At 70.2% G+C, this 12,897-nt stretch carries 14 protein-coding genes; 10 read left to right on the top strand and 4 right to left on the bottom strand.

What is annotated here, in order from left to right; genetic code table 11:
- Window positions 1–25 precede the first annotated feature (25 nt).
- Together IE246_RS24380 and IE246_RS24375 are read right to left on the bottom strand one after the other, a co-directional pair.
- Window positions 26–1,000: a hypothetical protein gene (locus IE246_RS24380; protein WP_189994645.1), complete on the bottom strand. Its 975-nt coding sequence runs from the start codon at window positions 998–1,000 to the stop codon at window positions 26–28.
- A gap of 28 nt (window positions 1,001–1,028) precedes the next feature.
- Window positions 1,029–1,355 carry a DUF1476 domain-containing protein gene (locus IE246_RS24375; RefSeq protein ID WP_189994643.1) on the bottom strand — a complete coding sequence of 109 codons (327 nt, stop codon included), beginning with the start codon at window positions 1,353–1,355 and terminating at the stop codon, window positions 1,029–1,031.
- A 121-nt stretch (window positions 1,356–1,476) separates the two neighbouring features.
- Between IE246_RS24375 and IE246_RS24370 the strand changes: the two genes are divergently transcribed.
- The 3 genes from IE246_RS24370 to purS all read left to right on the top strand — a co-directional run bounded on the left by IE246_RS24370 (window position 1,477) and on the right by purS (window position 3,414).
- Entirely contained in the window at window positions 1,477–2,274 is a 798-nt protein-coding gene (locus IE246_RS24370) for an NRDE family protein (RefSeq protein WP_189994641.1), read from the top strand.
- A gap of 118 nt (window positions 2,275–2,392) precedes the next feature.
- Window positions 2,393–3,160: a phosphoribosylaminoimidazolesuccinocarboxamide synthase gene (gene purC, locus IE246_RS24365; protein ID WP_189994639.1), complete on the top strand. Its 768-nt coding sequence runs from the start codon at window positions 2,393–2,395 to the stop codon at window positions 3,158–3,160.
- A gap of 11 nt (window positions 3,161–3,171) precedes the next feature.
- A complete protein-coding gene (gene purS, locus IE246_RS24360; protein ID WP_189994637.1) occupies window positions 3,172–3,414 on the top strand; it encodes a phosphoribosylformylglycinamidine synthase subunit PurS in 243 nt (80 codons plus the stop codon).
- Here purS and IE246_RS24355 read toward each other — a convergent pair.
- Window positions 3,380–3,700, bottom strand: a complete 321-nt coding sequence (locus IE246_RS24355) for a hypothetical protein (RefSeq protein ID WP_189994635.1) — start codon at window positions 3,698–3,700, stop codon at window positions 3,380–3,382. The genes purS and IE246_RS24355 overlap by 35 nt on opposite strands.
- Window positions 3,701–3,834: 134 nt before the next feature.
- On the opposite strand from IE246_RS24355, the gene IE246_RS24350 reads away from it, so the two are divergent.
- The 7 genes from IE246_RS24350 (at window position 3,835) to IE246_RS24320 (ending at window position 11,395) form a co-directional block, all read left to right on the top strand.
- A complete protein-coding gene (locus IE246_RS24350) occupies window positions 3,835–5,784 on the top strand; it encodes a PAS-domain containing protein (protein WP_189994633.1) in 1,950 nt (649 codons plus the stop codon).
- Window positions 5,785–5,876: 92 nt separating this feature from the next.
- Window positions 5,877–6,566, top strand: a complete 690-nt coding sequence (gene purQ / locus IE246_RS24345) for a phosphoribosylformylglycinamidine synthase subunit PurQ (RefSeq protein ID WP_189994631.1) — start codon at window positions 5,877–5,879, stop codon at window positions 6,564–6,566.
- Window positions 6,567–6,576: 10 nt separating this feature from the next.
- Window positions 6,577–8,796, top strand: coding sequence for a phosphoribosylformylglycinamidine synthase subunit PurL (gene purL, locus IE246_RS24340; protein WP_189994629.1), 2,220 nt, complete (start codon window positions 6,577–6,579; stop codon window positions 8,794–8,796).
- 20 nt (window positions 8,797–8,816) lie between these two features.
- On the top strand, window positions 8,817–9,050 hold the full coding sequence (locus tag IE246_RS24335; protein ID WP_189994627.1) for a BolA family protein: 234 nt from the start codon (window positions 8,817–8,819) through the stop codon (window positions 9,048–9,050).
- Between the two features lie 32 nt (window positions 9,051–9,082).
- Window positions 9,083–9,424, top strand: coding sequence for a Grx4 family monothiol glutaredoxin (gene grxD / locus IE246_RS24330; RefSeq protein WP_189994625.1), 342 nt, complete (start codon window positions 9,083–9,085; stop codon window positions 9,422–9,424).
- A 115-nt stretch (window positions 9,425–9,539) separates the two neighbouring features.
- Window positions 9,540–10,949: an FAD-binding oxidoreductase gene (locus IE246_RS24325; protein WP_189994624.1), complete on the top strand. Its 1,410-nt coding sequence runs from the start codon at window positions 9,540–9,542 to the stop codon at window positions 10,947–10,949.
- A 5-nt stretch (window positions 10,950–10,954) separates the two neighbouring features.
- Complete coding sequence (locus IE246_RS24320; RefSeq protein WP_189994622.1) at window positions 10,955–11,395, top strand: DUF3592 domain-containing protein; 441 nt, start codon at window positions 10,955–10,957, stop codon at window positions 11,393–11,395.
- A gap of 7 nt (window positions 11,396–11,402) precedes the next feature.
- On the opposite strand, the gene IE246_RS24315 is transcribed toward IE246_RS24320, so the two are convergent.
- The gene (locus tag IE246_RS24315) at window positions 11,403–12,728 is read right to left on the bottom strand and encodes a tetratricopeptide repeat protein (protein WP_189994621.1); all 1,326 of its coding nucleotides are present in this window, start codon (window positions 12,726–12,728) and stop codon (window positions 11,403–11,405) included.
- Between the last annotated feature and the right edge of the window lie 169 nt (window positions 12,729–12,897).

Here is a 12,897-nt window from a genome sequence, read left to right as displayed (position 1 = left end):
ACACGCAACGTTCGGCCCCGGACCCTCAGCCCTGCTGCGGCTGTTCCGCCAGGATGGTGGCGAACAGCGGCGTCGGGGCTTCCGCCTCGAGCCGGTACAGCAGCTCGCACGAGAACGCTGCGGCAGCTCCCTGCTGCAGCCGGTAGGCGTGCGGGCCGTACTCCGGGAACACGATCCCCGGCGCGGCATCCCCGGCGGTCAACCCGACCAGCACCACGAATCGCCGGCGCGGATACTCCTCGTCGGCGCCGCGCGTGCTTCCGGCGGCACCGGCGGCGTCGACGACCCGAAACGGCTCGAACCGCAGCACCGGCCGGAACTGGAAGACCCGCCGGATCTCGTTGCCGAGCCGGGCGCCCAGCCGCTGCGCCACCGCCTGCGTCAGCTCGCGGTCGTCGACCGCCCGGCCGGCCCCCACGGCGGCCAGCCGGTCGCACAACGCATCCGGCAGCAGGCGCGGCAGGGTGAGCACCGGGGCCGTCCGGTCGAGGTCCCGGGGGGCAGCCGCCATCGCCGCGGCCACGGTCGCGACGAGGCCGGCCGCCTCGCTCACCGGGTCGGCATGATCCTCGGCGGCGAAGATCGCCACCAGGCGCTGATTGGCATCGAGCACGGCGGCCGAAGCCACCGACTGCCCGCCGTTCGGTAGCGGCGGCCGGAACAGCGCCATCGCGTCGCCGTACGGGTCGATCCACACCTGCGCCCCGAGCTCGTCGGGATCGGCCGGCGGCCGGCGGGTCAGGACGAAGCCGTGGGCGCCGGCGCTGCGGATCCGGCCGGCGTGGCGCGCCAGGCCGTCCAGCGCGGCGCGCCCCGGGCCGGTCAGCGGATCGGGAACGGTGACGACCAGGATCGGTCCGCCGACGATCTCTCGGTAGAGCCGTCGGGTACGGCCCGCCAGGTCGGGCAGCGTCAGGTTCGGCACGCGATCGCCGGGCGCCAGCACCGGGACGCGAACGGTGCCCGCCGTCGCGGCATCCGGCGTCACGGCAGCGGACATCGCGGCACCGCCGGGCAGGAACCGCCGGTCAGGACCCGGCCTTCAGCTCGGCCACGGCCTCGCGCAGCAGCTCGTCCATGCGATGACGGAGGCGCGCCTCGGTCAGCTCGCCGCCGGCATCGGCAACCCGCTTGAGGACGAACTCGACCACGTCGTCGTCGCCCGGCTTCTCGAAGTCGGACGCGACCACTTCGCTCGCGAAGTTCGCGGCGGCCTCGCCGTCGAGGCCCAGGAACTCCTCGGCGATCCAGAGACCGATGCGACGATCGCGGCGGACGGTCGCCTTGAAGGTCAGTTCGGCATCGTGGGCGAAACGCGTTTCCTCGGCGCGCTCGCGATCCTGGAACCCACTCATCACGGCCCTCCTGGAACCCTGTCGGCTGAAAGCGCGCGGACCATACACTGCACGTTCCGGGTTGTGAACGGCCGATCTCAGCCTTGCGCAACACGGTGCATGTCGCCACTTTCGACCGGTCATGTGCACCGTCGTCATCCTGCGCCGACCCGGCGCTCCCTGGCCCCTGATCATGGCCGCGAACCGCGACGAGCTGGCCGGCCGGCCCTGGCGCGCGCCGGACCGGCACTGGCCGGACCGGCCGGAGATCGTTGCCGGGCTCGACGTCCTGGCCGGCGGCAGCTGGCTCGGCATCAACGACCACGGCGTGGTCGCCTGCATCCTCAACCGCCACGGCACCCTCGGGCCGGCGCCCGGCAAGCGCTCGCGCGGCGAGTTGGTGCTCGAGGCACTGGACCACGCCGATGCCGCCGATGCGGCGCACGCGCTCGGCGCCCTGGAGCCGGACAGCTACCGGCCGTTCAACATGCTGCTGGCCGACAGCCGCGACGCGTTCTGGCTGGCGCATCGCGGCGACGGCGGCGGGATCGACGGCGGCGGGGTCGATGTCAGCCCGGTGCCGGCCGGCGTGTCGATGCTGACCGCCCACGACCTGAACGACCGGGCCGGCTCGCCCCGCACTGCGCGCTACCTGGACCGGTTCCGCGCCGCCCCCGCCCCCGACCCGGCGGCCGACGACTGGGCGGTCTGGGAAATGCTGATGGGCGCCACCGACCACGCCGCCGAGGCCGGCCCCGGCGGCGCGATGACGATCTCCGGCCCCGGCGAGTTCGGGACCAGCAGCGCCGCCATGATCGCCCTGCCGGCCCCCGGCGGCGGCAAGCCGGTGTTCCGGTTCGCGCCCGGCCGGCCGGACCGGACGGGCTTCGAGAGGATCGCGGTCGAACCGGTGGAACGGGCGGCCGAGCCGGCCGATTGAGTTTCGCCAAGCGTGCTGCTATAGGACCGGCTCGGTAACGCCGGCGCGCCGCGGATGCCGATCCGAACAACACGACGCCCGCCCGCGCGCACCGACGCGTGGCCCCGGAGACCGCCTCATGGCCAGACGCCGCAAGCTCTACGAGGGCAAGGCGAAGGTTCTCTACGAAGGACCCGAGCCCGGCACTCTTATCCAGTACTTCAAGGACGACGCCACTGCCTTCAACAACCAGAAGAAGGGCGTCATCACCGGCAAGGGCGTGCTGAACAACCGGATCAGCGAGTTCCTGATGACCCGGCTGTCCGAGATCGGCGTGCCGACGCACTTCATGCGCCGCCTCAACATGCGCGAGCAGCTGGTGCGCGAGGTCGAGATCATCCCGATCGAGATCGTGGTCCGCAACGTCGCCGCCGGCTCGCTGGCCGAGCGCTTCGGGCTCGAGGAAGGCACCATCCTGCCGCGCTCGATCATCGAGTACTACTACAAGTCCGACGAGCTCGGCAGCCCGATGGTCACCGAGGAGCACATCACGGCGTTCGGTTGGGCCGGCACCCAGGATCTCGACGACATGGTCGCCCTGGCGCTGCGCATCAACGACTTCCTGATCGGGCTGTTCCTGGGCGTCGGCCTGCGGCTGGTCGACTTCAAGCTGGAGTTCGGCCGGCTGTACAACGAGCACGACGAGATCCAGGTCGTCGTGGCCGACGAGATCAGCCCGGACAACTGCCGGCTCTGGGACATCCGGACCAACGAGAAGATGGACAAGGACCGATTCCGCCGGGACCTGGGCGGGGTGGAGGAGGCCTATCAGGAGGTCGCCCGCCGCCTCGGGGTGCTGCCGGAGGCCGGCCCGATGGACCTCAAGGGTCCGCAGGCGATGCAGTAGGCGGAGGACCGATGAAGGCGATTGTTCACGTCACCCTGAAGCCCGGCGTCCTGGACCCCCAGGGCAAGGCGATCGGCCACGCTCTCGACACCCTCGGGTTCTCGGGTGTCGGCGAGGTCCGGCAGGGCAAGGTCATCGAGATCGACCTCGACGAAGCCGATGCCGGCAAGGCTCAGGCGACCGTGAAGTCGATGTGCGAGAAGCTTCTCGCGAATACGGTCATCGAGAACTACGCGATCCGGATCGAAGCCTGACCGGCACGAGCGTCGGGCGAAGGCCGAGCCGGAGCCCGCCGCCGCTCTCCGGATCCTTGTCGACGTACATGATCCCGGCTCCCATCGCCAGGCTGCCGAACGTCACCCATACCCCGACCGCCAGCAGCGCGACGGCGACCCAGCCGTTCGCATCGGCGCGCGCCAGCGACGCCAGGCCGAGCGCATCGGTCGCCAGCAGCGCGCCGACGAACACCGCCGCGGCGGCCGTGCCGACGGCGAGGTGACCGGCGAGGAAACGCAACATCCGGCGGGGTCGATTGGCCATCGGGCCATGCTCCCTGAGGTGTGTGTTGTGGAAAATCGTGCCGTTCGCGGTGCCCGTCAAGCCGCGTCCCTTGGAATTCGGATGGCCTCCGCTACAGTAGTCGGGAACGTGCGAAGGCCTGTCGGAGTGAAGTCTTGCCCGATCCGACGACACCGCCGCCGGAAGTCGGCGCCCTCATAGCGGCGCTCGACCACACCGACATCGGAATCTCGGTGTTCGATCGCGACCTCGCGCTGGTCTACTGCAACAAGCGCTTCATCGAGTTGTTCGAGTACCCGGCCGAGTTCGCCACGCCGGGGACGCCCCTGGACAGCTTCCTCCAGTTCGAGGGTGGAAGGAGCGCGTACGGACCGCGCGACGACCAGATGCAGGCCCGGGAGTGGATCCACCCCGCCCGCCGTCCCGTGGCCCAGCGCGTCGAGGTAACCCGTGCGAACGGCACCCAGGTCGAACTCGTGCGGCGGCCGCTTCCCGACGGCGGCGTGGTGACGACCTACCGCGAGCATGCCCGCGCGAGCCCGGACCTGGTCGTGCCGAGCATCTCGTTCGAAGGCCTGATGCTCGCCCTCGACTACGTGACCGACGGGTTCCATGTCTGGGACGTCGACGACCGGCTGGTGTACGCCAACGCCCGGGTCCAGAAGCTCAACCAGGCGGCGGGAACGCCGTTGCGCCTCGGCATGACCTTCGAGGAGCATGTCCGCGACCGCGTCGCGGCGGGCCAGGTCCCGGACGCGCTCGCCGACCCGGAGGCCTACGTCGCCCACCGCGTCGAGCTGCACCGGCTCGGCGGTCGCAGCCTGACCACCCGCACGCCGGGCGGCCGATGGGTGCTGATCCGCGACCACCGCCTGCCGGACGGCGGAACCATCACCTCGTCGCAGGACGTCACCGAGCTGAAGCGCGTCGAGCAGGCCTACCGCGACAGCGAGCAGCGCTTCCATGACTTCGTGAACGCCAGTTCAGACAGGTTCTGGGAAACGGACGCCAATCAGCGCTTCACCATGGTCGTCGACACCAAGGTGGCGCGGCGCTTTCCGCCGGTCTCGCAACTGATCGGCAAGACCAGGTGGGAAGTCATCGGCCGGGATCCCGAGGACGATGCCCATCTGGCCGCACACAAGGCCGCCCTGGAGGCCCACCAGCCGTTCCGGGACTTCCGGTACGAAGTCCCCGCCCCCGACGGGTCGACCAGATTCTGGCGGGTCTCCGGGGTCCCGGTGTTCGACGAGGCCGGGACGTTCACCGGCTACCGCGGGACCTCCTCCGACGAGACCGAGTTCAGCCAGGAACTGGCCCGGGCCCGTCGCGAGCTGCAGGAGGCGCTGCGCCAGGCGGAGGTCGCCAACCGGGCCAAGAGCCTGTTCCTGGCGACGGTGAGCCACGAGTTGCGGACCCCGCTCAACGCCATCATCGGGTTCTCCGACCTGATGGTGAACCGGGTGTTCGGACCGCTCGGCAACCGACACTACGAAGGCTACGTCCAGGACATCCAGGTCAGCGGCCAGCATCTCCTGAGCCTGATCGAGGACGTCCTGGACCTGTCGCGGATCGAGATGGGGCAGATCCGGCTGCGGCTCGGCCGGGTCGACCTGCGTTCCGAGGCCCAGTCCGCCGTCGCCATGGTCAAGGCGCGGCGCGGGCAGCAGGTCGCCGAGATCCTCGTCGACATTCCCGACCAGTTCCCGCCCCTGAGCGCCGATGCCCGGCTGATCCGCCAGATCCTGATCAACCTGGTGTCGAACGCCGCCAAGTTCACGACCGCCGACGGGCACATCCGGGTGGCCGCGGAGGTCGACGGCGACGGCGTGGCGATCAGCGTGGCGGACGACGGCATCGGCATCGACCCGGCGGATCACGGCAAGGTGCTCAGGCCGTTCGAGCAGGCGGACAACCGCCTGACCCGCCGCTACGAGGGGGTCGGCCTGGGGCTGCCCCTGACCAAGGCGTTCGTCGAGGTGCACGGCGGCGCGCTGAGCCTGGACAGCGCGGTCGGCAAGGGAACGACCATCACGATTCGCCTGCCGCGGGAGCGGATCGCGGGACCCGAAGAAGGGCTGCAGGCCGCCGCCGCCGATCGATAGCCGCCATGCGTCCAGCACGCTTGCGTCGGCGACGCGTCGGACCTAGGTTCCGGCTCACCGTGACGCCCCCTTGCGACGCCTCCGGAGCGCCCATGAGAACCGCCATCATCGTCTTCCCCGGCTCGAACCGCGAACGCGACATGGTGATGGCGCTCAGGCGCTCCTTCGGAAGCGACCCGGTCATGGTCTGGCACAAGGACACCGAGCTGCCGGACGTCGACCTGATCGTGGTGCCCGGCGGGTTCTCCTACGGCGACTACCTGCGGGCCGGCGCCATGGGCGCCCATTCGCCGGTCATGCGGACGGTCAAGGAGCGGGCCGACAAGGGCGTGCCGGTGCTGGGCGTGTGCAACGGCTTCCAGATCCTGACGGAGGCCGGGCTGCTGCCGGGCGCGCTGATGCGCAACGCCGGGCTGAAATTCGTCTGCAAGAACGTTCACCTGCGGGTCGAGACCGCGCAGTCGGTGTTCACCAGCGGCTACGCCGACGGCCAGACCATCGCGGTGCCGGTCGCCCACAACGACGGCAACTACTTCGCCGACGACACCACCCTGGACCGCCTGGAGGATCGCGGGCTGGTCGCGTTCCGCTACGTCGACGAGACCGGCTCGGAAAGCGACGCCGCCAACCCGAACGGGTCGCGCCGGAACATCGCCGGCATCTTCAACGACACCAAGACGGTGCTCGGCCTGATGCCGCATCCCGAGGACGCGATCGACCCGCTGCACGGCGGCACCGACGGGCGCGGCCTGTTCGACGGCCTGGCCCGCGCGCTGGCGTAAGAGGACCTTCATGAGCATCCCGAACGTCGCGATCACGCCCGAGGTGGTCGCCGAGCACGGCCTGTCCGAGGACGAGTACCAGGTCCTCCTCAAGATCATGGGCCGCGAGCCGAACATCACCGAGCTCGGCATCTTCTCGGTGATGTGGTCGGAGCACTGCTCCTACAAGTCGTCGAAGCGCTGGCTGAAGACCCTGCCGACCGAGGGCCCCTGCGTGATCCAGGGCCCGGGCGAGAACGCCGGCGTGATCGACATCGGCGACGGGCTGGCGGCGATCTTCAAGATCGAGAGCCACAACCACCCGAGCTTCATCGAGCCCTACCAGGGTGCTGCGACCGGCGTCGGCGGCATCCTGCGCGACGTGTTCACCATGGGCGCGCGGCCGATCGCCAACCTGAACGCGCTGCGCTTCGGCAGCCCCGACCATCCCAAGACCCGCCACCTGGTGCACGGCGTGGTCGCCGGCATCGGCGGCTACGGCAACTGCGTCGGGGTGCCGACGGTGGCCGGCGAGGTGAACTTCCACCCGGCCTACAACGGCAACATCCTGGTCAACGCGATGACCGTCGGCCTCGCCAGGACCGACCGGATCTTCTACTCGGCCGCCGCCGGTCCCGGGAACGCCGTGGTCTACGTCGGCGCCAAGACCGGCCGCGACGGCATCCACGGCGCCACCATGGCGTCGGCGGAGTTCAGCGAGGACTCCGAGGAGAAGCGGCCGACCGTGCAGGTCGGCGACCCGTTCACCGAGAAGCTGCTGATCGAGGCCTGCCTGGAGCTGATGCAGAAGGACTGCATCATCGCGATCCAGGACATGGGGGCCGCCGGCCTGACCTCCTCGAGCGTCGAAATGGCCGGCAAGGGCGGCCTCGGCATCGAGCTCGACCTGGACAAGGTGCCGGTCCGCGAGACCGGCATGACGGCCTACGAGATCATGCTGTCGGAAAGCCAGGAACGGATGCTCATGATCATCCGTCCGGAGTCCGAGGCCGAGGCCAAGGCGGTCTTCGACAAGTGGGACCTGGACTTCGCGGTGATCGGCACGGTCACCGAGACCGGCCGGATCGTCCTGAAGAAGGACGGTGCGGTGCAGGCCGACATCCCGGTCGGCCCGCTGGTCACCGAGGCGCCGGAATACGACCGGCCGCACGTGCCGTCGCCGAAGCGGCCGGTGATCGCCGCCGCCGACGTGCCGGCACCGGACAGCCTGACGGGTCCCCTCGCGCGGCTGCTGGAATGCCCGGACATGGCCAGCCGGCGCTGGATCTGGGAGCAGTACGACCACCTGGTGATGGGCGACACCATGATCCGGCCGGGCGCCGATTCCGGCGTGGTCCGGGTGCAGGACACCGACCGGGGCCTGGCCCTGACCGTCGACTGCACGCCGCGCTACTGCCTGGCCGACCCGGAGACCGGCGGCGCCCACGCGGTGGTCGAGACCTGGCGCAACATCACCGCGGTCGGCGGCCGTCCGCTGGCGGTCACCAACAACCTGAACTTCGGCAACCCGCAGAAGCCGGAGATCATGGGCCAGATCGTCGGCGCGGTAGCCGGCATGGGTGCCGCCTGTCGGGCGCTGGACTACCCGGTCGTGTCCGGCAACGTGTCGCTCTACAACGAGACCGAGGGCCAGGCGATCCTGCCGACCCCGGTGATCGGCGGCGTCGGCCTGATCGACGACGTCCACAAGCTGTGCACCCCGGCCCTGAAGGCCGCCGGCGAGACCCTGGTGGCGATCGGCCAGCCGGCGGACCGGACCGACGGCTGGCTCGGCGCCTCGCTGTACCTGCGCGAGATCGAAGGCCGCGAGGAAGGCGCGCCGCCGCCGCTCGACCTCGCCGCCGAACGGCGGACCGGCGACCTGGTCCGCGGCCTGATCCGCGACGGCAGGGTGTCGGCCTGCCACGACGTCGGCGACGGCGGCCTGCTGGTCGCGGTCGCCGAGATGGCGCTCGCCGCCCGCGGCCTCGGTGCGACGCTGGAGGTGCCGACCGCGGCACTGGCGCACGCCTGGTGTTTCGGCGAGGATCAGGGCCGCTACGTGGTCGCCACCTCCGACGCCGGCGGCGTGCTGGCGGCGGCGGCGGCTGCCGGCGTCCCGGCCATGACGGTCGGTGCGGTGACGGCGGACGGTGATTTGACAGTCGGGGCCGGCGATCTCATATCGGTGGAGACGCTGCGGCGACGGCACGAGGCATGGCTGCCGGACTACATGGCCGGCGGCGCCTGAGAGGGGAGAGGAGAGGCCTGATGGCAATGGACGCGGGTGACATCGAGCGGCTGATCAAGGCCGCCCTGCCCGACGCGCAGGTGACCATCGAGGACCTGCGCGGCGACGGCGACCACTACGCATGCCATGTCGTGTCCGCTGCCTTCACGGGAAAGAACCGCGTTCAGCAGCACCAGATGGTGTACAAGGCCCTGCAGGGGCGGATGGGCACCGAGCTCCACGCCCTTGCACTGCAGACGGCGACGCCGGAATAGCCGCTCGCCGCCGGAAAAGGAGGATTTCCAGGATGCTCGACGACACCCTGCGCCAGCGCATCGACCAGGAGGTCGGGAGCAACGACGTGGTGCTCTTCATGAAGGGCACACCGGTGTTCCCGCAGTGCGGCTTCTCGGCCGTCGTGGTCCAGGTGCTGAGCCACCTCGGCGTCAAGTTCAAGGGCATCAACGTGCTCGAGGACCCGTCGATCCGCGAGGGCATCAAGGAGTATTCGGCCTGGCCGACGATTCCGCAGCTCTACGTGAAGGGCGAGTTCATCGGCGGCTGCGACATCGTCCGCGAGATGTTCGAGACCGGTGAGTTGACCGAGATGTTCAACACCCGCGGTATCGACGCCCGGCCGGCCGCCTGATCCGGGTCCACCCCCGGCCGCTGCCCGACGGCGGTCACCGCGCAAATTGCATGGCACCCGACAGGGAGGCGCCGTAAGGTCCGGCGTCTCCCTTTCTTGTGCCTGGAGAAGCAGCATGAACGCCCCTGCGGCCTCTGTTTCGCGTCCCGATCCGTCGGCGCTCGGCACCGCCCTGGCGGCGCTCCGACAGCGCCTTGGAGACCGTCTCTCGGAAGCCGAGGCGGTCCGGGAGCAACACGGCCGGGACGAGAGCTACCATGCCGTCCAGGCGCCCGACGCGGTCGCCTTCGCGGACTCCACCGAAGAGGTGGCGGCGATCGTCGAGATCTGCGCGGCGCATCGCATACCGGTGATCCCGTTCGGCACCGGCACCTCGCTGGAGGGGCACATCGGGGCCGGCGCCGGTGGCGTCACCGTCGACCTCTCGCGCATGAACGCCGTGCTCGAGGTCAACGCCGAGGACCTGGACTGCCGGGTCCAGGCCGGCGTGACCCGCAAGCAACTGAACGAGTACCTGCGCGACCAGGGGCTGTTCTTTCCGATCGACCCGGGCGCCGACGCCTCGATCGGCGGCATGTGCGCGACCCGCGCCTCCGGCACCAACGCCGTGCGCTACGGAACCATGCGCGACAACGTGCTCAGCCTCACCGTGGTGACGGCCGACGGCCGCGTGATCAAGACCGCCCGACGGGCCCGCAAGTCCGCCGCCGGCTACGACCTGACCCGGTTGTTCGTCGGCTCGGAGGGCACCCTCGGGGTGATCACCGAGATCCAGCTGAAGCTGTACGGCATCCCCGAGGCGATCTCTTCGGCGGTCTGCCCGTTCCCCGACCTGGACAGCGCGGTGAACACCGCGATCGCGACGATCCAGACGGGGGTTCCGGTCGCGCGGGTGGAGCTGCTGGACGACGCCCAGATGCGCGCCTGCATCGCCCACTCCAAGCTCGAGGGCTTCGAGCCGGTGCCGACCCTGTTCTTCGAGTTCCACGGCACCGAGGCCGGCGTGCGGGAACAGGCCGAGACGGTGCAGGCGATCGCCGCCGAGTTCGGCGGCGACTTCCGCTGGGCGACCAAGCCCGAGGACCGCGGCAAGCTGTGGGAGGCCCGGCACAACTCGCACTACGCGACCCGCGCCCTGCGACCCGGCTGCCAGGTGATGGCCTCCGACGTCTGCGTGCCGATCTCGCGGCTGGCCGAGTGCATCCGCGAGAGCAAGCTCGACCTCGACGCCTCCGGCCTGGTCGGCTGCATCGTCGGCCACGTGGGCGACGGCAACTTCCATATCGGCTACGTGGTCGACCCGAACGACGAGGACGAGATCGCCCGGGCGATCGCCCACAACGACCGCATGGTGCTGCGCGCCATCGGCATGGACGGCACCTGCACCGGCGAGCACGGGGTCGGCTACGGCAAGATCCGGTTCATGGAGGCCGAGCACGGCGACGCCATCGCGGTCATGCGCTCGATCAAGCACGCCCTGGATCCGCTGGGGATCATGAACCCGGGCAAGATCCTGCCGGCCTGACGACGATGAAGAGCCGTCGCCGCAGGCCGTTCCTGCGCCCCCGCGCCCTGATCGCGGTCGCCCTCGTGTCGTTCATCGCCGGCACGCTCGGTCTTTCCAAGGACGCCGGCTTCCTCAGCCGCGTGCAGAGCGTGGAGGCCGAGGTGGTCGGCGTGGAGTCGCTGGGATCGCAGGAGGGGTTCCCGCTGTATCGGGCGACCCTCCGGTTCTCGCCGACGCCGGGCGAGACGGTCGAACGGGCGGCCGCCGAGACCTACCGCCCCACTGCCGTCGGCGAACGGCTGTCCGTCGGGTTCGACCCGCAGAACATCGACGACGTTCGGCTGATGGACATCCGCGACCGCTGGCTGAGCCCGGTCTGGATGCTGATCTTCGGGATCGTGACCCTCGGAATCGCCGTCTATCGCTGGCGCAACCCGGCGCCGGATCCGCTCGACGACGCCTGAATCCGGGTCACACGGGCGCGCCGTCGCCCGCCGGCTTGACCGCCAGGTAGACCGCACCGTCCAGCGGTTCGCCGGCCTCCTGGCGAACCATGATCGGCCGGCTGGCGAGCAGCCGGAAGCCATGCCGCTCCAGGGTCTCGGCGACGTAAGCCTCACCGTGCGCATACCGGCCGGACGGTCGCAGGAACCACTCCAGGCCGTCGGCCGCCGTCTCGATCGAGAACGCGAACATCCCGCCCGGCGCCATCCGGCGTGCGAGCCGCGCGATCGTCCCGTCGAGCTCGCCGACATAGATGAACACGTCGGTCGCTAGCACCAGGTCGGGCGCCGCCGTCTCCTGGTCCAGCACGTCGTCGATGTCGCCGCAGATCAGGGTGTCGTACAGCCCCTTGCGTTCGGCCCACTTCAGCATCTCCGGCGACAGGTCGATCCCGACCAGCCGCTTGGTCCGCGCCCGCACCAGTTCGCCGACGAGCCCGGTCCCGCAGCCGAGATCGTAGGCCAGCGCGAACCGCCGGGCCGGCCCGCCCACCGTGTCGAGGATATCGACGGTCGCCTGATGGGCCCGGTACTGCAGCTCTCCGACCAGATGGGACTCGAACCGGTTGGCGTACGCGTCGAACAGGCTTCGCACGTAGGCGCGCGGCGCGGTCGGGGTCGTCTCGCCTTCGATCGCTGCGATCAGGTGACGGGCGCCGTCGCGCTCCGGCGCCAGTTCCACGGCCCGTCGCAGATGGACCAGGGCGTCCTCGTGGTGTCCCATACGCATCAGGAGCAGCCCGACATTGTACGCGACCGTGTCGCAGTCGGGCATCCGGTCGGCCGCCGACAGGTAAGCCTCGACGGCGTCCTCGAGCTCGCCGAGTTCCTGCAGGACATTCCCGAGATTGTTCCAGGCCTCACCAAGCGACGGATCCAGGTCCAGCGCCCGGCGGTAGTGCCGGACCGCCAAGGCCGCCTGGCCTTCCGCCTTCAGCACCACACCCAGGTTCGAGTGCGCCTCGGCGAACTTCGGCGAGACCAGCGTCGCCTGCAGATAGCAGCGGGCTGCCGCCGCCGCCTGTCCGGCCCCCTTCAGGATCAGGCCGAGGTTGTTGTAGGCGTGCGCCAGCGCCGGCTCGACCAGCACCGCTTTGGCGGCATAGGGAACCGCGGCCATGGCGTCGCCGCGCTGCAGGTGCAGGGCGCCCAGGAGGTGCAGCGCATCCGGGTCGGCGGGATCGCTCGAAAGGGCGCGCTCGTACAGGTCCGCGGCGGAATCCAACCGTCCGCTTCGATGTTCGCGAACCGCCTGGCGCACCAGCAAGGGCGCCGCCACGTTCACCGACGACATGTTGCCACTCCATTCTGGAGGGCGGAGTCACGGCCGGTGTTTTACCGGCGCCCTTCTCCACTCCCGCAAGCCTAGTCTCACGGCGAGGAATGAACAATCGGTTAAGCAGAATGCGAAACGGCCGGCGCAGTCGCCGGCCGTTCTGCGGGCACCGGCGGCAGCCGGTACC

It is taken from the genome of Thalassobaculum fulvum (genome assembly GCF_014652915.1).
GTDB classification, from domain to species: Bacteria; Pseudomonadota; Alphaproteobacteria; order Thalassobaculales; family Thalassobaculaceae; genus Thalassobaculum_A; species Thalassobaculum_A fulvum.
This window is presented reverse-complemented; position numbering and strand designations above follow the sequence as displayed.

Excerpts from the sequence above, each read along its gene's own strand:
- IE246_RS24380 (WP_189994645.1), bottom strand. The coding sequence starts at position 1,000 with ATGTCCGCTGCCGTGACGCCGGATGCCGCGACGGCGGGCACCGTTCGC.
- IE246_RS24375 (WP_189994643.1), bottom strand. The coding sequence starts at position 1,355 with ATGAGTGGGTTCCAGGATCGCGAGCGCGCCGAGGAAACGCGTTTCGCC.
- IE246_RS24370 (WP_189994641.1), top strand. The coding sequence starts at position 1,477 with ATGTGCACCGTCGTCATCCTGCGCCGACCCGGCGCTCCCTGGCCCCTG.
- purC (WP_189994639.1), top strand. The coding sequence starts at position 2,393 with ATGGCCAGACGCCGCAAGCTCTACGAGGGCAAGGCGAAGGTTCTCTAC.
- purS (WP_189994637.1), top strand. The coding sequence starts at position 3,172 with ATGAAGGCGATTGTTCACGTCACCCTGAAGCCCGGCGTCCTGGACCCC.
- IE246_RS24355 (WP_189994635.1), bottom strand. The coding sequence starts at position 3,700 with ATGGCCAATCGACCCCGCCGGATGTTGCGTTTCCTCGCCGGTCACCTC.
- purQ (WP_189994631.1), top strand. The coding sequence starts at position 5,877 with ATGAGAACCGCCATCATCGTCTTCCCCGGCTCGAACCGCGAACGCGAC.
- purL (WP_189994629.1), top strand. The coding sequence starts at position 6,577 with ATGAGCATCCCGAACGTCGCGATCACGCCCGAGGTGGTCGCCGAGCAC.
- IE246_RS24335 (WP_189994627.1), top strand. The coding sequence starts at position 8,817 with ATGGCAATGGACGCGGGTGACATCGAGCGGCTGATCAAGGCCGCCCTG.
- grxD (WP_189994625.1), top strand. The coding sequence starts at position 9,083 with ATGCTCGACGACACCCTGCGCCAGCGCATCGACCAGGAGGTCGGGAGC.
- IE246_RS24325 (WP_189994624.1), top strand. The coding sequence starts at position 9,540 with ATGAACGCCCCTGCGGCCTCTGTTTCGCGTCCCGATCCGTCGGCGCTC.
- IE246_RS24320 (WP_189994622.1), top strand. The coding sequence starts at position 10,955 with ATGAAGAGCCGTCGCCGCAGGCCGTTCCTGCGCCCCCGCGCCCTGATC.
- IE246_RS24315 (WP_189994621.1), bottom strand. The coding sequence starts at position 12,728 with ATGTCGTCGGTGAACGTGGCGGCGCCCTTGCTGGTGCGCCAGGCGGTT.